Below are 23,653 nucleotides of genomic sequence, written 5' to 3'. Positions count from 1 at the left end.
AAATTATAGTGTACGTTTTTTTAAGTTAACTAGTGTTAGCTCTGTCCTGGCCAACTCTTTCAAATAATCCTTTGCTTCGCTATCTGAAAGTATTTCATTTAATAACTTCTCACCTGTTGTGAAATCGTTTTGTCTTAGGCTTTCCTTTCCTAATAAAAACTTCACACGATTTTTATAAAGTGATTTTTCATAATCGTTTAGGAACGCTCTTGCTTCATCTGATGCAAGTTTATTTGCCTTCTTAAATAGGATTTCAATTCTTTGATAATTAACTCTTTCTCTTAATCCTTCAACAACAGTGTCAGCGATTTGGAATGAGCTAGCATCTTTAAGAAGAGCTGTCGAAACTTTTAAGTACTTATCAAATTTCTTACTCTCATAAATTGACTCAAGGTAAAACTGAATTGAATCGACAAGATCTTTAGCATCAATTGAGTTTGCATTAGCATCACTTGCATAGAACTTTTCGTACTCTTTTTCAGCTTTTGCAAACTCTCCTCTCTTATAGTGAGCAAGAGCTTTATAAAATGTGATTTTTTCAAATCCTGGGTAATCTTTTTTTGTACTCGCGATAATGCGGTCTACTGAAGTGTAATTTTTTAGTTTTAGATTTCTTAGAATTTGTAGCTCGTTCTTATACAAGTCCAATTTCTTAACTTCCTTGCGAGAAACCCATAAAGGGAAAGTATGAGCAGTTTCCTTTTTGCTCGCTATCATTTTCTCATACATTTTCTGAAATCCGTCCCACAGTGTAAGATTTATATACGATTTTGCGATAATAAATTGGATTTCAGGATCAGCACCGATCTTTGCAAAATAAGTATCTTTGTAAATTTCCCAAGCGCGAATAGCACGGGCAAACTTACCTTCTTCAAAGTTTGTCTTGATGATCCCGTAAACAATTTCGGCTCCATCAGCTTCAAAAACCTTTTTTTCACTTATTTTCATGGCCGCAATTGGTAGTGCAGTCAAGAATGTTAAGGCCTCTTCATATTGTCCATCAACAATGAACGTTCTTAAACGAGTTTGCCACAGAAGCATTTCAAGATCTTTGTTTAACTTCTTATCAGTTCCCTTATCAAGGAAAACTCTTGTTTCAAGATCTTTTGTATCTGGTTTAAACTTTCTAATAGTACGAACACCAACATAGCGAATACGTGCTTCTAGACTCACTTCTTGATTTTGAGCTCTGTTAATTGCATTCTTATAAAGCTCTAATACTTCATTCTTTGGACGATCCTGAAGATCAGCAATGAGGGCCATACGTAATCTTGCCTGAGCAGATTCACTCACATATGAGTACTTAGAAATAAAAGTATCATAAATTCTGAATGCTTTCTCATATTGTGATGTTCTAAAGTATGCTTCTGCAGCATTGTAGTAGATCGATGGAAGATACTCACCTTTAGTAGTTTTAGCGAATGTCTCATAAGCACTGATTACTTTCTCTTCATCATTTTGTCTTAAATAAGTATACATTTCATAAGCCTTAAGCTTTTGCTTAGAAATGATCTTAACTAAAGTCTTATCTTTAATTAGATTTTCTACCTTCTCAACTTGATTTAAATTTGCAAGAGATGAAAGGATGTACTCACCCATATACTCAAGTTCTTCGTAATCAAAGTTCTCCTTCGCATCACTAAAAAATCTCTTGGCATATTTAAGGGCCTTAACAAAGTCCTTCTTTTCACGATAAAATTGAACTAAGTATTTGTAGATACCTTTTCTTAGATCGTAAATATCAGTTCTTTCAAGAATATTTGTATACATTGAAACGGCCGTATCAACTGGCTTAATATCACCCTTTTCAAGAGTTTCTCTTAAAAGAGCATTGGCCTTCATGTAGTCATTATAAGGATTGTAAGACTGTGAAAATTTCTTCTCATAAAGCTTAATTGACTTATACATAAGTCCCCACTTACCTTTTCTATAAAGATTAAGAGTAAGTTGCATATGAGCTTCTTTTTCATTCTTATTGTAATCAAAGTTCTTAATTGGAAAGAAGTATTCTGCTGTTTTTCTATTCGTTAGAATTTGTGTCTTTAGCTCTGGTGCAAAAGCTTGATAATCCCAGATAAAAGAGGCTCCATATCTAAAATCACGATATGGATTCGCTTTCTTAGTAGGAGCCTTTTTAACAACATTTTTTCTAACTATCTTTGGAGCTGGCTTAACAGCTTTAGACTTTTTTACAAATTTTGGTGTTGATTGTTGTGCTGATGCTTCATTCTTTTTTACTAGAGTTGAAATATCTTTGATTGCTGCTTGTTTAGTAGTAACAGCACCATCTTTCCAGAAATCGACAAAGTATGCACGGTCACGATTCTTATAGAATGAGAAGACTTCTACATTCTTTTTTAGCATTAAAGAGATTGTGAAAACATTATTACCAGATGTTGGCTCAGTATAAGAGATTCTCTTAATATACTTTGAAGAAGAGAAGTTCTTCAGCCCATCTTTCACCTTAGTATATATATCTCCATCTAACGTCGAGAATGATACCTCTGAGTTTGATTTTGTTACATTAACGAGTTTCTTATCAATAAAGAATTTAACACGTAGGAAGTCATTATGAGCTTCTGGTGTAACAATTGATGCTGATGCAATATTTAGGAAGGCAGTACTAAAAATAAGTACGATAAAAGATAATAAATTTTTTGAATTAAAATCTATCTTCATTTGGTAGAAACTTCCTGTTTCAAATTTAATAACGTCAATTATTTGGCAATTTCTTCGTCCTAAAGCATGCCGTGAATCTATTTTACAATATTTTGAAATATTTCAAAGGAAAATTTTTCTCATGGGACGTTTTTTCCATGTCAAAGTTTTTACACTACAAGATATTAGGCATTTAAAAAGCCGACTGTGAAAGTCGGCTTAAGTATTGGTGTCATATTGGCCATGTTAAGTAGAAATTTATTGTTGAATAGTAACGTCTAAATTTCTCTTCTTCATTTTTTCAATAAGCGTTGTACGATTCATCTGTAGCAGCTTTGAAGCTTGGTTTTTATTACCATTCGTTTTAATAAGCGCCTGCTTAATTAAAGACTCTTCTACTTCATTCATAAAATCTTTTAAATTGATACCATTATCTGGAAGACTAACAAGATCATCAGTATCAATTGTCGAGCGATTTGTAAGAGCTAGAATTTTTGGTGGTAGATCCTGAGGTCTAATTTTATTTCCACCTCTTAAGATAACAAGTCTTTCAATTAAATTCTCTAGTTCACGAACGTTACCAGGCCATTCATAAGACATAAGAATTTCAAAAGTTTCGTCATCTAATTCAATATCATTTCTACCATCAGCACTTACAAAGCGTGATAGGAAGTATGAAATTAAAAGAGGAATATCTTCTCTACGATCTTTTAATGCAGGTATCTTTATCGGAATAACATTTAGTCTGTAGTAAAGGTCTTCTCTGAAGTTACCTTGCTGAACAGAGTCTTCAAGATTTCTGTGAGTTGCTGTAATAATACGCACATCTACAGGAGTCGTCGTTGAAGAACCAACACGCTCAATTTCTCTTTGTTGAAGAACTCTTAGAAGCTTAACTTGTAAAAGTAGTGGCATATCGCCAATTTCATCTAAGAAAATTGATCCACCATCAGCAGCTTCAAAGCGACCCATACGATTTGAGACTGCGCCAGTAAAGGCTCCCTTCTCATGGCCAAAGAGTTCACTTTCTAAAAGCTCTCCAGGGATCGCACCACAGTTTACATTAACAATTTTATTATGATTACGATTTGAAGATAAGTGAATTGCCTTTGCAACAAGCTCCTTCCCTGTACCAGAAGGACCTCCAATTAAGATCGTTGAACTTGAAGCTGCAACTTTCTTAATACGCTCAAAGATTTTTCTCATTGGTTTAGAGCGGCCTATCATCCCACAAAACATATCGTCTTCTGTAGGCATCTCTAATTTGTACTTAGTCCCAAACGAGCGCTTATCATTGGCAGAACTTGTTCCAGCAGTTATCTCAAGACTTTCACGGTACTCAAGTTTATGAACTAGGGCCCTAACCACAAGATCTTTTAGTGCTTCAAGCTCGAACGGCTTAGTAAGGTAGTGAAAAACACCTTTCTTAGTTGCCGCAATTGCTGTTTCAATAGAGGCAAAGCCTGTCATAGCGATAGAGCTAAAAGTTAAGCCACGCTCTTTTAATAAGTCGATTAGATAGAGTCCGTCAGACGAATTATCTTCAAAGCTAATGTCTGTAATTAGACAAAAGCGATCAACTTGATTCTTAGTAATATGCTCGATTGCAGGTGTTGGAGAAGTAAAACTAATAACTTCTAGATTTATCTTCTTACTTAGATACTTCGTTATCATTGCGGAAAGAGTTTGATCATCTTCCACGACAATAATCACTGGTTTTCTTCCTTGATCGATTTTTACTTCATTATCTGATTCATCATTTGAGAATGTATCAGTTAGAAAATTAAAATCATTCTTCATGTGTTGTTGCCTCTCATCGTGTGAGGTTAAAAATTGTCCCACTAAAATGGTATCGAATAACTCGTGGACGTGTCAATTTTTTAACACCATGATAAAACTTCCGAAACTAGCATAAATAGCTAATATCACAGGTTTATATATAAATATTAGTGTCTAAAAGTTTCTTACAATATCTAAGAAATAATGAACAACTTTGTCTGGACCACCGGCCATTACCCAAATAAATAGGAAGAAACTTGAGATAGCTGAGCAAAGTGCAAAGAAGATCGGAGGCAGAGTGTAGCCTCTTAACCAATAGTAGTACGCAAAGCGGCCACCAATGATCATAATTGGAATTGACCAAAATGGCGTATAGCGTAATGTGAACATGAGGAATTCATTCATGGGATAAGTATAAACTGATTTGGGAAAAAAGAAAGGCTCCTTTCGGAGCCTTCTATACTACAAGCAAAGTGCTTTAAGTTTTTCAACGTACGACAGTTCTTCCCAAGGGACATCCTGCGGCAAAAGTGCCCCAAAGGGCAGTTTTGAAGCTGAGATGGATGTGACTCAAGAAAGCTAGCCTAGCGCAGCGATGGCGCGGCTTTCGGTTAAAGGCAAAGAGCTTTTAACTTCTCCACATAGCTTAATTCTTCCCAAGGGAAGAAACCATCTTTAGTTCTACCAAAGTGCCCGTAAGCTGCAGTTGGAGAATAAATTGGTCTTAGTAGATCAAGTCTTTCAATGATAGCCGCTGGCTTCATATCAAAGATTTGGTTAACAGCATTGTTGATCTTAGCAACATCTACTTTCTCTGTACCAAAAGTATCAACAAGAAGTGACATAGGCTCAGCAACACCAATTGCGTATGCAACTTGTACTAGAGCTTTATCAGCAAGACCAGCAGCAACGATGTGCTTAGCAATTTGTCTTGTCGCATAAGCTGCTGAACGGTCTACCTTAGTTGGATCTTTACCAGAAAATGCTCCACCACCATGAGCACCGTGACCACCGTAAGTATCAACGATAATCTTTCTACCAGTTAGACCACAGTCACCCATTGGCCCACCGATAACAAATTTACCAGTTGGGTTAATGAAGTATTTTGTGTTGTTATCAACAAGTGATGCTGGAACAACTTTATTAACAACTTCTTCTCTAACTGCTTCTTGAACTTGTGCAAGAGTCATATTGTCAGAGTGTTGAGTCGAAACAACAATTGCATCGATACGAGATAATTTACCATCTTCGTACTGTGCAGAAACTTGTGTTTTACCGTCAGCTCTAAGCTCACCTAAAGTTCCATTCTTTCTAACTTCTGAAAGTCTTTCAGCAAGTCTGTGTGAAAGATCAATTGTCATTGGCATGTAGTTATCAGTTTCGTTACAAGCGTAACCAAACATTAGACCCTGGTCACCAGCACCTAATTCTGTATATGTACCTTCACCAACGTTTACACCTTGAGCAATATCTGGTGATTGCTTATCAAGAGCAACCATAACACCACAAGTATTAGCATCAAAACCTTTATCAGAGTGATCGTATCCAATCTCTCTAATTTTATTTCTTACTGTTTCTTGGAAATCGATATTAGCTGTAGAAGTAATCTCACCTGCAAGAACAACTAGACCAGTTGTGATCATAGTTTCACAAGCAACACGAGATTTTGGATCTTGTTCTAACATCGCATCAAGTACCGCATCACTGATTTGATCCGCAATTTTATCAGGGTGCCCTTCTGTTACTGATTCAGAAGTGAATGTAAAATCTTTTAGCACTGCCTCATCTCCTAGCTATAAATAATTAATACACTAATAATTGTATGAATATACTGCTATTAGCGCGTTTTAACAACTAGTTTCAACTACTATTTTCAATAGCTTATACTCAATAAAAATTAGTAATCATCGTTCTTTACGAAGTATTTGAAATAATGAGGATTACGGTATTGATAGAACTTACCGCTCTTGGCCGAATGTACATAAACTTTATTTTTATAGCGATAGACATCGTAATTATGTTCACCGCTATCTTTAAAAGAATACAAGTAGTTTAAGTTCTTACGAGTAAGTAATGTTTTTAATCGTGTCGTATTGTGAATTAAAGGTCCTGGACGCTCTTCCATACTTGTGTACTCATCCCACAAAGAGGACATATCCATTCGTCCAAGCATTGAAGCTCTTGAGAAGTAACGTGTTGCCTTGAAGTCCTTATCAGGATTATGTAATTCATCCAAAATCATTTTTAAATTCTTACGCATTAACTTTCGTGCAGACTTTGATTGGTCAGGACAAAAGATTCCCTTCGAAGCAGGTATAAAAAAGTAAGTAAATGAAAACTGGCCTCTTTTAAAAAGCACATTAAGCCACGGATACTTTTCAGTATTTTTCACACCTGCTTTAACAAGAGACTGATAGAACGGTTCATCGCTTTCAATTGTATTATAGCCAGGGTTTGTCACACGATTGATTACAACCTTGGCCACATCTCTTCTTTCACTTCCGTAATTGTCATCGAGACGTCCAACTTCATGAATCAAAATCGTTTCAAGTGCGTATAGCTTGCGATAAATCTCTTTTTGTCTTTTCCAAAACTTATAAACTAAAGCTTCCTTATCATAGATATACTGGCTTAAGGCATAGCGGGCCTGGTTTTTATCTTCGAAGATTTTCTTTAAGATATCATCTTTTGTTTTACTCTTATTAAGTAAATCAAGGTAGTAGTCTTCACGTTCAATGATCTTTTTTTGCCAGTACTTTGTTCTAGCATAAGTCTTCTTATGACCTTTTCTTAAAACTCCATCAAGGCGTGAAATTAAATCAGAAATATCATAACGTAGTTCTTCAGTTAAGAATGGTTGGTCAAAGCCAACAATACGTAAGTAGACTGAGTCAATTAGAGAGCGAAGACTTAAATCAGATCGGCCCTTTTTAGGATCAACACTTCCATCCTCAACAATTTTTCTCAGTAAGTATGCAGAGTTTGACTTCTGTTTTCCTTCTGCTGTTTCTAAATCCTTAACCTTGTCATACTCACTTCTTAAATGAAGGTGATCAACAGGAAAGTTAAAAGATTGTAAAAAGAAGAGGCTATTTAGGTACCTTTCAAGATCTTTTAGAAATTGTTTGATCTCTTTTTTTGACTCAAGGGCCACATGAGATTTAGTCTTTAAATCCTTTATGTAGCGATACTTATAATTGTGGCGCATAGCCTTTTCAAATTGACTTTGAATTTGGCGATTTCGTGCCAGTACATTTCTAAAAGAGCGCATTTTGGAAAGGCGTTTATTAACACCTTTTATCCACTCTCTCTTCTTTTTCATTAGTGGAACATATTCTTTAATTGTTCCCTCATCGAGATCGCCACTTATTTGAAAAGGAATAAAGATTCCATTTCCTAGGAAATTCTTATAAAGCTTTTGTGACTCATTATAAATTTTCATCGAGCACGTCGTTTTGTACTGCTTGCGATGAAGCTTCATATACTCATTGATTACTTGTGCATCTGTTAAGCTCTTTGCGTGAGCAAACTGGCCAGAGAAACTTGTAAAAGCGATGAGAAATGGAAGAGTTGTTTTAAAGTGCTTTAACAAACTCGCTACTCCATAAGCCTAGACAAGAACTATTACTCATAACAAGCTGAACACTCTGCTCACTACTATTATCTTTAATTAATGTAATTAAGGGTTCTAACTCTGTAACAATATTAGTTTTTATTCCACTTTTTTCTAAGTCAGACTTTAGTTTATCAACATCGAGATCCCCTTGGCCCTTTGCCGTTGTAGGACGCGATGGTTTGATAATTGTTGCGCTCGCTGCTCCTTTTAAAGAGTCTGCAAATCTTTCTTGGAAAAGATCACTTCGAGCAGTTGCCGATCCCGGTTCAAGGTAAGCATGTATTTTCTTTCCTGGATACTTTAGGGATATTGCATGTAGAGTTTCTTGGACAGCTGTTGGATGGTGAGCAAAATCGTCAATAATAGGCGAAGAATTAAATTCACCTTTTACCTCCTGCCTTCTTTGCACCATTCTAAGATCTAAGATGCCGGCCTGTATTTCCTCTGGAGTCTTTCCAGCCTTTAAAGCGACAATAATAACTGACGCTAAATTAAGAATATTATGATGCCCCATTAGGTTTGTTTTAAATTTATGCTCACCAACTGAGCATTTCATTGAAAACGAAGTCAGGCCATTCTCGACATTAATGATTTTTACATTTTCACGATCATACTCTGACCAAGACTTATCTGTGACCTTTAGATCATTGATACTTTGCCACTCAGAACAAGCTATTACTTCATCTACAATTGGAAGAATAGCTTTAAACTCATTTTTAATATCTTCAATCGACTCAAAAATATCAGCATGATCAAATTCAAGCGATGTAATAATTAATTTATTAATATAGTAAGAGCGAAACTTTGAGAATTTTTCAAAGTATGCAGAATCATACTCATCAGATTCAATAAAGAAGTAATCCCCTTTACCTACTCTCGCAGGTGGACGCTCATCCATAACTCCACCTATAAGATAACCTGGTTCCAGACCTAGTTTTTCAAAAAGTTGAACACCAAAGTATGTTGTCGTTGTCTTTCCATGAGTGCCGGAAATACCAACAACGGTTTTATCCTTTAAAACCAATGCTCCAATTGCCGCCGGAAATGAACAAAACGGGAGCCCACTTTCTTCAATAAATTTTGCATCATCAGAATTTCTTGCAACAACATTACCTACAACAATTAAATCGTAGTCTTTAATAATCTCTTCAATATTGTGTTCTTCAAATTTATAGACATCAATACCCGAGTTATCTAAATAGGTACTCATTGGGGGATAAAACATGCGATCCGCACCAGCAACCTCAAACCCCGCTTCTTTAAGGAGGCATGCAGCCGCTCCCATCCCAGTCCCGCAAATACGGTAAAAGAACACCTTTTTAAATTTATTTGATTCTTTTAATGCAGATAATGCATTTATATCTTTATAATTTTCTAAATTCATAACTTACCCTTTATCCGTCAATTTTAACCGTTTTTCGGACAAAGGGTAAGGGTAAATATTATGATCAACTAATTACTGTTGAGATAAGAACATCTTAATTACACCCTTACAGGTCTTGGTAGAATTTGTTGGCGTAATACCATTCGGATCAATTTGTTTCCACCACTCAAGCGTTGCTCTAACTTTGTAATCGCTATCGGCCTGTACCGCTGATCTTTCAAGTTCTGTATCTTTAAGAGGACGTCCAATTTTTTCTTCCACAGAATCCTGAATTGCTTCACTATCCCCTGCTGGCTCAATTGAAATAATCTCATCAGGGAAGACGATCAGTGGGATCATCTCTTCGAGTTCATTATAATTTGAAACAAGGTTTAATAAGCTCCTATTTTGAGACATCTTCAATGCAGCTATTTTTTGACCTTGGGATTCACTAGCAAAATTATCTGCAACAGAAAGAACTGATCCTGATAAATAAGGAGAACCTAAAGGCTCAACACTATGGCCTTTGAAAACACCAGCAAGAGACTGAAATTCAACCGGCATATGCACGCCTGCTTTCTTACTAATTTTTTTATCAAAGTAGGTTTTTAACGAACGAAGTCTTCTCGTGTAACTCCCCTGATTCTTTGTCAAAAGCTTGGCCATTAAGAAGTGGCCACCATCATCTGACTCACGAACAAGGTCATCTCCTAAACCTCTAAAGCTGACAAAGAAATCATCACTTGGATTTTCAATTTCTTTTACCCATCTTTGCCATGCTGCAATCTCAGTTGGCTCCATTTGTTCCCATGGCATATACGCTTCAATTAACTCGGCCACTTTTTTGCGGTTACCAGAAGCAATATAATCATCTAGTTTAAGATCTTGTGCCTCAAGTGCCTTATGAAGAGCTTTCCATTGTTTAGCTAAACCATTACGAATCGTTTTCTCAGCGCGTACCTTCTTCTTAAGATTATTGGCAATCTTTGATGCATGCGCCTTTCTAACTTCTGCATATTGTTCAATTTTCGCAAGAGCTGCATCTGCATTTCCGGAGAAGTTACTTCTCATTAAGTTAGATAATTTATCCATTGCATCCACTTCTGCTCGCGCTAAGAACTCACGAGAGCGCATTGAACCATGTTTTGCATTTAAAGCAGCTTCGGCCCAAAAAACGGGATGCTTTAAAAAGTCATCTCCACGTGTAATTTGGCTTACATGAATAGCTTCTTCTAAGAGTACTAGTGGATTCTTATACCCTTCTTTCGTAAAACGTACTTTTACAAGAAGTCCCTTATTAGGATCTATATCTGGAACAATTTCAGCTAATTTACCATCTTCGAGAGTCGCATTCTTTTCAACGACAACTTCAAAGCTATAATTAGTTTGTGTAATTTCATTTGCCCTCTTAATCATTCCATTAAACATCTCAACTGGATCTTTATTAAATTGTGTTTTGAATTTTGTGTGTGAGTCAAAGTCAACTAATAAGTCTTTTGTGGCCTGATCTGGTTTAAAGAATGAAAGGTGACAAAATTTGTCATCTGCACATACATCAGTATTATTAACAGTTGGTAAGAAGTTAAATTTTAAGTTTCCGTTATAAGTTACCTGAGCGTCAAGACCTGCTTGCTTGAATGCAGATTGCGAATATAGATTTACAAGGAAGTCACTATCTAGACCTACGTATTTTGGAATAGTAACAAACTCACTAGAAGGAGGTCCTCTTATGAAATTGATTTCACAAAACTTAGAAACCTTTGCAATTTCATTTTCAAAATCTTTAGCAACTTCTTTATACTGATCAACTAACTCTTGTGTATCAGCGTGGATATTAATAATAATCTTACCTGTTTTAGGATGCCACTTTCCGTCAACAAATTCTTTATCAACAGAGATTTTTGGCATATGCCCAAATTCTTCAAGCTTTCTTAAAACATAGCTTGAGACCTCCGAAGACTCAGTGATTCTCTTTGTAAAATAGTTATCACTAAAATTATCGACAGAGTCTACTGCCGCTTGAATCTCTGCTTCAGATACATTCTTATTATCCTTAAGCATTGAGAAAATATAATACTTTAAAGTATTGGCCTTGTTCCCAAGAACTTTATCAATTGAACTTCTTAGAATTCCAATATGATTATCAGCAGTGTTTACACCTTGTGGTATTCCAACCTCATCTCTATCAAGCATTGCATAGAGAAGTTTATTGAGAGAATTTCTTCTCTTCGCTCCAGTAGCAGAAGCGAGAGTCTCCCCTTCCGACTTAAGGACATCTGATATTAATAGATAGGCTTGCAGATCATCATCTTGGCCATTTAAAATTTTTCGTAAGTGACTTACTTCAACTTCAACAAAGTCAGAATGACTTGAACTTTCTTCTAGCCATTCATTTGTTTCGATAAACGGAGAATATACGTGATCGACAGTACCACCAACTTTGGCACCATCAATATCCATCATCGTTCCACGTAGTTTTTTACTTTCACCATCTAAACGCGTATGTGAAGGGATAACAAGATCACCGACACTATAGCCTTTATCAGGAAAGGCTCCTGCTGTACCAATATAAGTGATATTCTTATGGCCAGTATTTTTCAGGGCCTTTGCAAGAGGAGAAATTTCATCTCCCCAACTATTTGCAACAACACGCCAAACAACGTCTTCCCCTTTAGAGTTTTTAAAAACAATATCTGACATCGAAATAACATAATTATCATAGTCATATTTCTTAAACTCAAAAGGCTCAATTCCTTTAGCTTTAATTGTCTTTTCTAACTTAGTAAAGGCCGTTTCAATATCTTTTTTATTCTTAAAAATATCGTATTTCTTGATATCTCCATCGGCCATGAGATCTTTAAAAGAGTCTTTTAACTTATCTGAGATGTGAGATAGAACCAAATCAGGCTCGTCATCGTATAGATTTTTAAGGGCACGAACTTTCCACAGCGTTTCAAAAGTTCTCTCAATAGCACCTTTTTGTCCGATAATGACTCTTTCAGACTTTGGTAGATGTCTAAAAATTCCAGAGAGTTCGTCTTCCATCATCTTATGAGTGTCATCAAGATCACCAAAGATACGAACCTTATTTGTTACTGTATGGCCTCTCTTAGATAAGCCAAATTGTAGCATTAGGTGATTAAGTCGATCCTTCCCACCGATTGCTGTAATTGCATAACGATAAGTAGACTCACCAGGGTATTGAACGGCATAAATTTTATTATAATTATTAGCAAAGGGACGAATTTCTTTTAGAATTTGCCCACCATTGGCCTGCAAATTCTTTAAGAACTCTCTAGAGTTTTCAAGATGAAATTCAACATCACGATTGCTTTCAACTGCTTCCCAGAAAACAGCACGTGTCGTACGATTTGAAATATAGTGATCAGCATCTAATGTAAGCTCACCATTTTTAATTCCTTGATCAGGAAGCGTAAACTCAGACCTTGGCTCTACTTTAGTAATAGCAGAATCATCTTTTGGTTTAATTTTAGAATCGAGAAGAGTAAAACCTTCATTTAGTTTATTTTTAAAGAAGTTATAACCCCACTCATAACTAGCTTTTGAACCAGAAGGCTTCTTACCTAGTCGCTCTTTTAAAATATCATAAATAATTGCATCGTATTTCTTTGCATCAAAGATTCTAGAATCAGTTGAGTACTTATCAATAATATAATCGAGTTCAACTTTCTTTAGTTCTCCTAGTGCTTCCTCATCAATCTTCTTACCAAAATTATTGATATATTCACCGATATAGTAATCGAGTTTATCAACAGCTAGTAGCGTCTCTAAACGTTCCATATCAGCAACAGAAGCAGGTGCTCTAGTACTAAAGTAAGAATACTCAGAACGATCTACCTGCGAGTACTGTGTAAGAACAGTAAGAGTTAGAAGTAAGACGGAAAGTAAACCAAATGCTTTCTTATGCATGAATTCCTCTTTTACTGTAAGAAGCTTTTAATAGCGTATAAACAATTATTAATCTTAGGCATTTCATCAATCACTTTTACTTTCCCCTTACTAGAAGAGGAAAACTTATTCTTTAAATTACTAAAGAAGTTACTAATCTTCTTTGCAATTCCGACGTTCTCATTAGTTGCCCCAGTCAAATTTGTTTTTAATTTTGGAACAAGATACGCCTTTTCATATTCATTAAACTCGCTTGAACGAGAAAGGATTTCTTCAGCGATTTCTGGCCCCTGTGTATCTCCATAAATTCTAATCATTTCTTTCTTAAGGCCATCGTGAAGTGCATCTTTAATAGCTGAACGATTAACTTTTTCCATATAGTCTTCATCATAGAAGCCAACCATTTCATCAGGAAATGTGATTAATGGTGCTAAGTATTCCATTTCAGACTTAAATCCAGACATTTGATTAAACATAAGAAGTTCTGGATCGATTAAGAATGCACCCATGGCCCCTTTAGCATCGGCAACTGTTTTGTCATCTGCGATTGAAAATCCAAAGGTATAGCCAGTATCAAAGTTAGACGTAAATGAAAGGAATGGACTTCCTTGAGCTTCAATAGAATGCTGCTTAAGCATTGTTGTTAAGCGAGCTGTTTCAACGAATTTAGAATCTGTATTACTTGGATTAGAAGCAATTTTCTTTCCATACATCGTTTGGAGAGAGCGAAGTCGACGGTTATAAGTTCCTTGATTTCGAGTTAAAATAGTAGACATCGAGCCTAGATTTGCTTTCTTTACAGCGTCTTCATACTCGAGTTCCTGGCCATCAACAATCTGAGGAAATAGGCGGTCACCATATGTCCCACGATAGACGAGAACCTTATCTTTTGCAGGAATAGGGTTTCGCATGCGATTAAGAATGTGATTCCAATATGAGTCTTCAATTGGAGTCATTTGCTCCCAAGGAAGATATTTTTCTAAAAGGTCAGCAACACCCTTACGGTCATTATTTTGAATTAATGCTTTAAGTTGGTGGTTTTCAGCAGCTTTATCAAGCGCGGCCATTGCACTCTTTCGAGCTGTTTCTTTGGCCTTCATTTCTTTTTTCACAACTTTAAAGTCACTTTCTAGCTCAGAGATCCCTTCTTCGATGATCTTTCGATCTTCATCATAAATTGCAGAATCTCCTAATGCCTTCATCTTTATATTTTCTAAGGCAATCTTTGCACGAAGATCACCTGCTTTAGCATTGTGAGCAATTTCAAAGAAAGAGTAGATATTTACAATATTCTTCTTTTCATTAATTTCTGAAAGAAAGTTAAAGAGCAAACTCTTAGATGACTTAGTTATGGCCGCATCATTTGTTGAACGGATAACTTTTAAGACATGGACACCATTATCTTCAATTGCCGTATCAATAGCAAAGGCCTGTCCTTCCGGAAGCTCCATTGACTCTAGCGAGATAAGTACCGCTCTGGTTTCACTCGAGTCATAAACTCGTTTTTGAAGGTTAACATTATAATGAGCAACTAACTCTTCAAGATTTCGGTCAAATAAATCTGATGCTTCTGTAATTGTATTCAAATAAAGGGCCGGTTGATTATCAACCTGGTCTTCAATACTAGAAATTGATCTTTGCGTTTGCTGACAAGAAACCAATAAGAACGAAAGTACTAAAAATAATAATTGAAATCGCTTAAGGACGAGTCCCATTTTTCATCTCCGATAAAATACTTGATATTTATCGGCAATTATTAACAATTTCTTAATTTAAGGTGTAAGACAAAGAGTAAAATTAACTACTTACAGAAGAAAGTATTTGCAATTTCCTTTCGTATTTCGCTCAACTTCTTTCGATCATACCAATATTTAATAACTTCATTTGCTAGAATCACGACGCCTTTTTGAGAATGAGGGTCAATCCAAATTGATGTCCCAGTAAAACCAAGATGACCAAAAGTATCTTTATTGGAACATTTACCAGCAAGAGAAGTTTCAGGACTAGTCACACTATCCCAACCATTAATAAAACGCTGATCACTTTCACGTTTCGTCTTACTTATTAATTGGTATTCACCATCTGCTTTTAAGAGTGTTTTACAAACACCATCAATCGTTCCAAAGAGTCCAGCATGAGAAACTTTTTCAGCGATAACAAAAGCGTTATCATCATGAACTTCCCCATCGATACTCTCTCTATTTCGACGGCCAGTAGGAACACAAACCTCAGCTCCAATATCAAGCCAGTGCTTTATTTCTTCATCCCACATTGGTGAGACAAGATCATAAAGACCTTGCTTCTTTTCAATTTCAAGTTGAAGTCTAAGAGCGCCAAAGTCAGAATAAAGAGTCTCACTTTCTTTAATTGGATAAGAGAGAATTTGTTCTCGCCAATTCTCAAATGAAAGTCTTCCCCAAGATTTTAGTCCTCCTCGATGATTTAAAAGAAGCTTCATCTCTTCAGAAAAAATTTCAGGTTTCTTTAAATAAGCAAAGCCAAGAGTTAGGGGTTTTGTTAAAGAAGCTAAGTCAAAATAAACTTTTTGACCTTTTAAAAAAGGATTTTCGAAAAAAGAAAATGTTTCATACGAATCATTCTTGAAGTCAATATAAGCAAAAGCAAGGCAGTTAAAATTATAACTGCCAAACTCTGCTTTTATTTTTTTTGTTAATTCTTCTATCGGCATTACTTATTACGAATCACGGCCTGAGCAGCTGCCAGACGAGCAATCGGCACTCGGTATGGTGAACAAGATACATAATCTAAACCAATTCTATGACAGAAATCGATTGATTGAGGCTCCCCTCCGTGCTCACCACAAATTCCAACGTGAATTTCTTTATTAGCACTTCGTCCTTGCTCAGTTGCAAACTTAACAAGGTAACCAACACCTTCTTGATCAAGTGAAACGAATGGATCATTTGGAAGAACTGATTTTGAAATATATTCAGTTAAGAAGCGTCCAGCATCATCACGAGAAAGACCAAAAGTTGTCTGAGTTAAGTCATTTGTTCCAAAAGAGAAGAAGTCTGCATGATCTGCAATTTCCGCAGCTGTAATCGCTGCACGCGGAAGCTCAATCATTGTTCCTAGCTTATACTTAAACTCCTTATCTCCTTTAGTCTTATCAATCGTTGCCACTAAGATTTCTCTAAGAATTGATAACTCCTTAGCTGTTGCCACAAGAGGAACCATGATCTCAGGTCTTACATCAATCCCTTCAGCAAGAGATTCTAGAGCAGCTTGAGTAATAGCAGTAACCTGCATTGTATAGATCTCTGGATAAGTGATACCTAAACGACAACCACGGTGACCAAGCATTGGGTTAAACTCGTGAAGCCTTTCACATCCATCTTCAATAGTTTTTACTTCTACATCAATATACTCAGCAAGTTCTTTCTTCTCTTCATCCGAATGAGGTAAGAACTCGTGTAAAGGAGGGTCAAGAAGTCTGATATTAACAGGCATACCATCAAGGGCCTTAAAGATCCCTTTAAAATCTTCTTTCTGATACGGAAGAAGTTTAGCAAGAGCTTTTTCTCTTTGAATTGTTGAATCAGCAAAGATCATTTCACGAACTGCAAGAATTCTTTCTGGCTCAAAGAACATATGTTCTGTACGACAAAGACCAATACCTTCAGCACCAAATTTTACGGCCGTTTCACTATCTTCAGGGTTATCAGCATTTGTGCGAACTTTTAACGTTCTAATCTCATCTGCCCAAGACATGAACTCAGCAAAGTCAGCATTAATTTCAGCATCAAGAGTTGGTACTTCACCTTCAATAACTTCACCTGTTCCACCATCAAGTGTAATAAAGTCACCTTCGACATATTTTTTATCGCCAACAATCATTGTACGATTTTTGCTATCAACTAAAATTTCAGAACATCCAGCAACACAAGGCTTCCCCATTCCACGTGCAACAACGGCCGCGTGAGAAGTCATCCCACCACGTGCTGTTAGAATTGCTTGAGCTGCGGCCATTCCCGCAATATCTTCAGGTGAAGTTTCTTGGCGAACAAGAATAACTTTTACACCATTTTCATTCATACTTGTTGCATCGTCTGAATGAAAAACAATCTTTCCAGCACCAGCGCCAGGTGAAGCAGGAAGACCTTTAGCGATAATATTCTTCGTTGCATCTGGATCAAGTCTTGGGTGCAGAAGTTGATTTAGTGCTTCAGGATCGATTTGCATAATTGCTTCTTCCTTCGTCACAATACCTTCTTTCTCAAGATCAACAGCGATTTTCAAAGCGGCTGCTGCTGTTCTTTTCCCATTACGAGTTTGTAGTAGATAAAGCTTATCTGCCTCAATCGTAAACTCGATATCTTGCATATCTTTGTAATGTTTCTCTAGTTGCTGATAAAGATCTGTAAGTTCAGCAAATGCCTTAGGCATATACTCTTCAAGAGTTTTTTCATTTCTATTTGAATCATTCTTTGAACATTCATTAATTGGTGCCGGAGTTCTGATCCCAGCGACAACGTCTTCACCTTGAGCATTAACTAGATACTCACCAAAGAACTTCTTATCTCCAGTAGATGGATCACGAGTGAAACAAACACCTGTTGCACAGTCATCACCCATATTTCCAAAAACCATTGCCTGTACATTGACTGCAGTTCCCCAGTCACCTGGAATATTATTTAACTGACGATACTTGATTGCACGTGGATTATTCCAAGATCCAAAGACGGCCTCAATTGCTAGCCATAATTGTTCCATTGGATCTGTTGGAAATTGTTTTCCAGTTTCTTGAGCAATAATTTGCTTATAAACCTTAACTAAGTTTTTAAAGTCTCTTGCATCTAATTTTGTATCAGAGTCAACACCCTTTGCTTCTTTTAAGTCCTCTAGAGTTGACTCAAGAAGAGAGTGACTCATCCCCATAACAACATTGGCATACATTTGAATGAATCTTCTATATGAATCCCATGCAAATCTTTCATTATCAGACTTCTTAGCAAGGGCCTCAACTGTTTCATCATTTAGACCTAGGTTAAGAACAGTATCCATCATCCCAGGCATCGAAACTCTAGCTCCAGAACGAACAGAGAAGAGAAGTGGATTCTCTCCACCACCAAATGTTTTCTCAGTTGATGACTCAACAAGTTTTAGGGCCTCAACAACTTGAGACTTAATTTCTTCATTTATCGTGTTTGCTTTTTGATAATCGATACAGGCTTCAGTTGTAACTGTAAAACCTGGAGGGACCGGTAATCCAAGAGCAGACATTTCAGCTAGGTTGGCACCTTTACCACCTAGAAGATTTTTCATGCTTCTATTACCTTCAGTTTTTTCCTTTGAAAACGAGTAAACCCATTTACTCATAACTGCGCTCCTTGCTTAGTATAGAAAAAAGGCCACGAATCTGTGGCCTTTCAAAAAAATATTTTAAATGTAGATTCTATCTCTTAAATAGTTTTTAACTTGATCGAGGGCAATACGCTCTTGATTCATCGAGTCTCTGTCACGGATTGTAACAGCGTTATCATCTAATGAATCGAAATCAAAAGTGATACAAAATGGAGTTCCAATCTCATCTTGACGACGGTAGCGCTTACCAATTGATCCCGCGACATCATATTCAGCAGCAAATTCTTGCTGTAGTTCATTAAATAATTTTGTTGCTGGCTCATTTAACTTCTTCGTTAATGGAAGAACAGCAACTTTAACAGGAGCAAGAGATGGATGGAATTTCATTACCACTCTTTCATTCTCTTTATCACCTTCATTTTCAATTCTAAAAGCATCACACATAATTGCTAGAAGTGAACGATCACAACCAACAGATGTTTCTAGAACGTATGGAAGATATTTTTTATTTCCATCCTGTAGATCTGTATACTTTAAGTTCTTTCCTGAGAACTCTTCGTGCTTTCTTAGATCGAAGTCAGTTCTTGAGTGGATCCCTTCCATCTCATCCCAACCATGTGGAAATTTATATTCAATATCTTCAGCAGCATCAGCGTAGTGAGCAAGCTCATCTCCTAAGTGTGGATGCCATCTTAAATTTTCAGGACGTAGTCCATTTGATAAGTGCCAATTCCAACGAATCTCTTTCCACTGCTCCATGGCCTCCATTTGAGTACCAGGCTTAATGAAGTATTGCATTTCCATTTGTTCAAATTCACGAGTTCTAAAAATGAAGTTACCTGGAGTAATTTCATTTCTAAATGCTTTCCCAATTTGAGCGATACCAAATGGAAGCTTCTTTCTCATTGTTGATTGAACATTTAAGAAGTTTACAAAAATCCCTTGAGCTGTTTCTGGTCTTAAGTAAACCTTCGCTGATGAATCTTCAACAGGCCCCATCTGCGTATTAAACATTAAGTTGAAATCTCTTGGCTCTGTAAACTCACCTACTGCTCCACAGTTTTGACATGGAGCTGATGTATCAATTTTATCTTCACGAAAACGCGACTTACATTGCTTACAATCAACCATTGGGTCATTGAAACCATCAACGTGACCTGAAGCTTTCCAAACTTGTGGGTGCATGAAGATTGAAGCATCAACACCAACGATATCTGAACGTAAAGTCATGGCCTTCCACCACTTATTCTTTAAGTTTCTTTTTAACTCAATTCCGTATGGGCCATAATCCCAACAAGAAGATAGACCGCCATAAATTTCCGAACTTTGGAAAATAAATCCACGGCGTTTAGCTAGACTAACAATTTGCTGCATGTCCTTAATATTACTTTCTGACACAATGCCCCCTACTATGGTAAATAATTGCACAAAGTATACCTTTTGAAATGCCGAACGGCTAATTATTTTCCCATTAAGCTACCTATCAACTTTTTGTAATATTACTAACTTATGCGTCAATTTTTATTGAAATTGATGGTATTCGACAAGTTTATAAGTACTGCCTAATAACGACTCTTGAATTAGATAAGTAGCTTTTATAATTGCGAAGAATTGTCATCAATTCGCTTATTTTCTATATATAAATTACTGAAATCACGATTTGGTATCGCGTACCTTTTGCTATCGTGTTAAAAGCAGGTCATGAAAAAATCAGAAATTCTCGCCCCTGTGGGCAATATGCAAATGTGCCTTGCGGCAATTCACGGTGGTGCAGATGCCATCTATGTTGGTATGCCAGGCTTCAATGCTCGTGGTAGAACTCACGACCACTCCGTCAATGAATTAAAAGAGATCATCGATATATGCCACCTCTATGGAGTTAAGGTTCACGTCGCATTTAATATACTAATTTTTGAAGAAGAAATTTCAGATGCCATTGAAAGATTAAATGAAGTTGTGGCCTTAGGCCCAGATGCCCTAATCATTCAAGATATCGGACTAGCAAATATTGTTAGACAACTTTATCCAGAGCAAGTTATTCACGGCTCGACTCAAATGACTGTGACTAACCACGATCATATCGCATTCTTAGAAGATCTTGATATCAAGCGCTTCGTACTAGGACGCGAAAACTCAATTCCAGAAATTAAAGAGATCAGATCAAATACGCAACGTGAACTTGAAGTCTTCACTCATGGAGCTTTATGTGTTGCCTACTCTGGTCAATGCTTTACTTCGGAAAGTATTGGAGGGCGTTCCGCGAATCGTGGCCAATGTGCCCAAAGCTGTCGCTTCTCTTACGAAATGTTTGTGGATGGAAAGAAAGAAGACCTCACAAAACACGGCCGCAAGATGAGCTACCTTGTTTCTCCTCAAGATCTTTGTGGAATCGAAGAAGTCAATGAGCTCCAAGATATGGGAATTGACTCTTTCAAAATTGAAGGACGTCTTAAAGGGCCGGCCTATGTTTCGACTGCTGCAAGTGCATTTAAAGCAAAACTTGAAGGAAAGAGAGTCGGACAAAAAGAGCTCGATAATATGGCACTCACATATTCACGTGGACTCTTTTCAGGATGGCTTCACGGTGTAGACCATCAACAGCTTGTTAAAGGTCACTACGGTGCTCACCGAGGAATAGAGCTTGGAAAGGTAAAAAAAGTTTCTCCTCCATTTTTAGAAATCGATACTGACCGAGAATTAGAAAATGGAATGGGGGTTGCGATTTGCGACGATAACAAGGGTCTGGAAATTGGCTCTTCAATCTTTGGTGTAAAAAGAAAAGGAAAACGCGTAAGCCTTTCACTTGCCCACGATTTTAAATGGAAACAAGTTCGCCCAGGAATGGATATCTATTTAAACTCAGATCCAAAAGTAGCAAAAGAGAGCGAGTCTTTAATTAGCGATATCAATAAGCAAAAGCGTATTCCAGTTCAAGTAACACTAATTGCAAATGTTGGAGAAAAGCTGACATATAAAATTAACGATGGAAATAACCAAGTTATAATTGAAAGCGAAGACTTAGTTGAAGAAGCAAGAAAGCCTGCCGACCTTGAAAAAGTAGAAAAAGACGCCTGTGCCTTATCTCGCACAATCTATGCTACTTCAAAATTTGAGTTAATAACAAATGAGAAGTCTCCATTTATTCACTCAAAGTCGCTAAAAAAAATGAGGCAAGAGGCTATCGAAGAATTGAACAACAAAAGAGTCTCAGTTAAAGCTCCCCTGCCTCAACCTTACAATCTCTCAAAGAAAGATATTTCTGAAACAGACATTACTTTAAATTTTCTTCTTAGAGATATTGATCAAGTAAAAGAAACTTTTGAAGTATTAAAGAGTTGTGACTACGATAGACTTCTAATCACATTAGATTTTGAATTTGGTAAGGATTACAAGCCCTCATTAGAGCTATTAAAGCAACTTCCAAAGTGTAAAGTTGGTATTGCTACGAATAGAATTTTAAAACCAAAAGAGTATCATCATTTAAATGTTTTAACTCGATTAGAACCAGACTTTATTCTTTGTCGTAATCTTGGTTCTTACCAATACTTAAAGTCTAAATGTGATATTCCACTTAGGGGTGACTTTTCTTTAAACGTCGCCAACTCACAAACGGCCAATTACTTACTAGATAAAGGTTTTGAAACCTTAACATCATCATATGATTTAAATGCGAAGCAGTTGGAAAATCTTCTTGCAAGTACTGATGCTGGGAGAATAGAAGTTAATATCCACCAATATATGCCAAGCTTTCATATGGAACATTGTGTATATGCAGCTTTCTTATCTGAAGGATCGTCATTTAAAGACTGTGGGAAACCTTGTGAAAAGCACCATGTGGAACTCAAAGACCAATTTGGAAATATGCACTTTATTAAGGCCGATCAAGAGTGTCGTAATACAATGTTCAATGCTATTGCACAGAGTTCAACAGATCTAATTGATGAACTCATTGCTAAAGGTGTTTCTCAATTTAGAGTCGAACTTTTAAACGAACATGGTGAGAAACTAAAGAATAAGCTTGAAAGCTATCTTAACTTCTTCAATGGAAAGATTTCCACTAATGAGTTAAAGTCTATGTTAGGCACTCAAGAGAAGTACGGAATTGGTACGGGAATGCTTATGAAAGAAGATACATATCAAGCGAGAAAGAATTAATGGCAAAGGCCGACAAGTGGTTTGTCTACATTATTGAAACACAAAATGGAAAGCTCTACACTGGTATTACAACTGATGTAGAGCGAAGATTTGAAGAACATAAGAATGACCCAAAAGGTGCGAAGTTCACTAAGGCCAACCCACCTAAAAAAATTCGTTTTACAGAAGAACACCCAAATCGCTCAAGCGCGAGCAAACGAGAAGCTCAAATTAAGAAGCTTACTCGTCCTCAAAAGCTGACTTTAATCAAGAAATCGTAAAAATTAATACCTACCAGGGTATTGATTTCTTGTACTTCAATTAGAGATTTTATAAATAACACCTATGAAATTACTAATTGTACTCCTTATCTCAAGCGCAACGTTTGGGGCATTTACTGAAGTTCGTTACGATTTATCAACTCATCAAGAGAAACAAATTTCTCTAACGAGTAAAAAGAAAGTTCTTATTTTTCTTTCTCCTAGTTGCCCTTGTTCACAAAAACAATTCGACTACATTAACTCTCTTGCAAAGAAGTTTAACAATGTTGAGTTCATTGGTTTTAGCTCTAATAAACATATCAGCAAGAAAAAGGCACTTGAATACTTTGACCAATTCAAAATCAATTTCCCTATCTTCATTGATCAAGACTTAAAGTACGCAAATAAAATGAATGCTCTTAAAACTCCTCATGTCTTCATATTAAATGAAAAAGAGGAAGTTATCTACCAAGGGGCCGTTACAAATAAGAGAAGTCCTGAGCTATCTTCAAAATTCTATTTAAATGATGTGCTAACAGCATTACAAAAAAATAAAGAACTACCATATAAAGAATCAAAAGCACTTGGGTGCTACATCGCGAGGTAAAT

14 protein-coding genes are annotated in these 23,653 nt (G+C 36.5%); 3 read left to right on the top strand and 11 right to left on the bottom strand.

What is annotated here, in order from left to right:
- Positions 1-3: 3 nt before the first annotated feature.
- From ACRXC1_RS02225 to ACRXC1_RS02175, 11 genes are all read right to left on the bottom strand, one after another.
- A complete protein-coding gene (locus ACRXC1_RS02225) occupies positions 4-2,679 on the bottom strand; it encodes a tetratricopeptide repeat protein (RefSeq protein ID WP_433656168.1) in 2,676 nt (891 codons plus the stop codon).
- Positions 2,680-2,916: 237 nt separating this feature from the next.
- Positions 2,917-4,458, bottom strand: coding sequence for a sigma-54-dependent transcriptional regulator (locus tag ACRXC1_RS02220; protein ID WP_433656166.1), 1,542 nt, complete (start codon positions 4,456-4,458; stop codon positions 2,917-2,919).
- A gap of 153 nt (positions 4,459-4,611) precedes the next feature.
- Positions 4,612-4,842: a hypothetical protein gene (locus ACRXC1_RS02215; protein ID WP_433656164.1), complete on the bottom strand. Its 231-nt coding sequence runs from the start codon at positions 4,840-4,842 to the stop codon at positions 4,612-4,614.
- A 206-nt stretch (positions 4,843-5,048) separates the two neighbouring features.
- Positions 5,049-6,215 carry a methionine adenosyltransferase gene (metK, locus tag ACRXC1_RS02210; protein WP_392910157.1) on the bottom strand — a complete coding sequence of 389 codons (1,167 nt, stop codon included), beginning with the start codon at positions 6,213-6,215 and terminating at the stop codon, positions 5,049-5,051.
- A gap of 119 nt (positions 6,216-6,334) precedes the next feature.
- Positions 6,335-8,029: a hypothetical protein gene (locus ACRXC1_RS02205; protein WP_433656162.1), complete on the bottom strand. Its 1,695-nt coding sequence runs from the start codon at positions 8,027-8,029 to the stop codon at positions 6,335-6,337.
- The gene (locus ACRXC1_RS02200) at positions 8,013-9,437 is read right to left on the bottom strand and encodes a Mur ligase family protein (RefSeq protein WP_433656160.1); all 1,425 of its coding nucleotides are present in this window, start codon (positions 9,435-9,437) and stop codon (positions 8,013-8,015) included. The genes ACRXC1_RS02205 and ACRXC1_RS02200 overlap by 17 nt, the downstream gene beginning before the upstream one ends.
- Before the next feature lie 72 nt (positions 9,438-9,509).
- Positions 9,510-13,346 (bottom strand): hypothetical protein, encoded by a 3,837-nt coding sequence (locus tag ACRXC1_RS02195; RefSeq protein WP_433656158.1) that lies wholly within the window; start codon positions 13,344-13,346, stop codon positions 9,510-9,512.
- 11 nt (positions 13,347-13,357) lie between these two features.
- Positions 13,358-15,040 carry a hypothetical protein gene (locus ACRXC1_RS02190; RefSeq protein WP_433656156.1) on the bottom strand — a complete coding sequence of 561 codons (1,683 nt, stop codon included), beginning with the start codon at positions 15,038-15,040 and terminating at the stop codon, positions 13,358-13,360.
- 86 nt (positions 15,041-15,126) lie between these two features.
- Positions 15,127-16,014 (bottom strand): hypothetical protein, encoded by an 888-nt coding sequence (locus ACRXC1_RS02185; RefSeq protein ID WP_433656154.1) that lies wholly within the window; start codon positions 16,012-16,014, stop codon positions 15,127-15,129.
- Positions 16,014-18,665, bottom strand: coding sequence for a pyruvate, phosphate dikinase (gene ppdK, locus ACRXC1_RS02180; RefSeq protein WP_393098561.1), 2,652 nt, complete (start codon positions 18,663-18,665; stop codon positions 16,014-16,016). The genes ACRXC1_RS02185 and ppdK overlap by 1 nt, the downstream gene beginning before the upstream one ends.
- A 63-nt stretch (positions 18,666-18,728) precedes the next feature.
- A complete protein-coding gene (locus ACRXC1_RS02175; RefSeq protein ID WP_433656152.1) occupies positions 18,729-20,048 on the bottom strand; it encodes a glycine--tRNA ligase in 1,320 nt (439 codons plus the stop codon).
- 303 nt (positions 20,049-20,351) lie between these two features.
- Between ACRXC1_RS02175 and ACRXC1_RS02170 the strand changes: the two genes are divergently transcribed.
- The 3 genes from ACRXC1_RS02170 to ACRXC1_RS02160 all read left to right on the top strand — a co-directional run bounded on the left by ACRXC1_RS02170 (position 20,352) and on the right by ACRXC1_RS02160 (position 23,651).
- Positions 20,352-22,805, top strand: a complete 2,454-nt coding sequence (locus ACRXC1_RS02170) for a DUF3656 domain-containing U32 family peptidase (protein WP_433656150.1) — start codon at positions 20,352-20,354, stop codon at positions 22,803-22,805.
- Entirely contained in the window at positions 22,805-23,065 is a 261-nt protein-coding gene (locus ACRXC1_RS02165) for a GIY-YIG nuclease family protein (protein WP_392910139.1), read from the top strand. Before ACRXC1_RS02170 ends, ACRXC1_RS02165 begins: the two co-directional genes overlap by 1 nt.
- 64 nt (positions 23,066-23,129) lie before the next feature.
- Positions 23,130-23,651: a redoxin family protein gene (locus ACRXC1_RS02160; protein ID WP_433656147.1), complete on the top strand. Its 522-nt coding sequence runs from the start codon at positions 23,130-23,132 to the stop codon at positions 23,649-23,651.
- Positions 23,652-23,653 lie beyond the last annotated feature (2 nt).

Source organism: Halobacteriovorax sp. GFR8 (assembly GCF_050955245.1).
Taxonomy (GTDB): Bacteria; Bdellovibrionota; Bacteriovoracia; order Bacteriovoracales; family Bacteriovoracaceae; genus Halobacteriovorax_A.
This window is presented reverse-complemented; position numbering and strand designations above follow the sequence as displayed.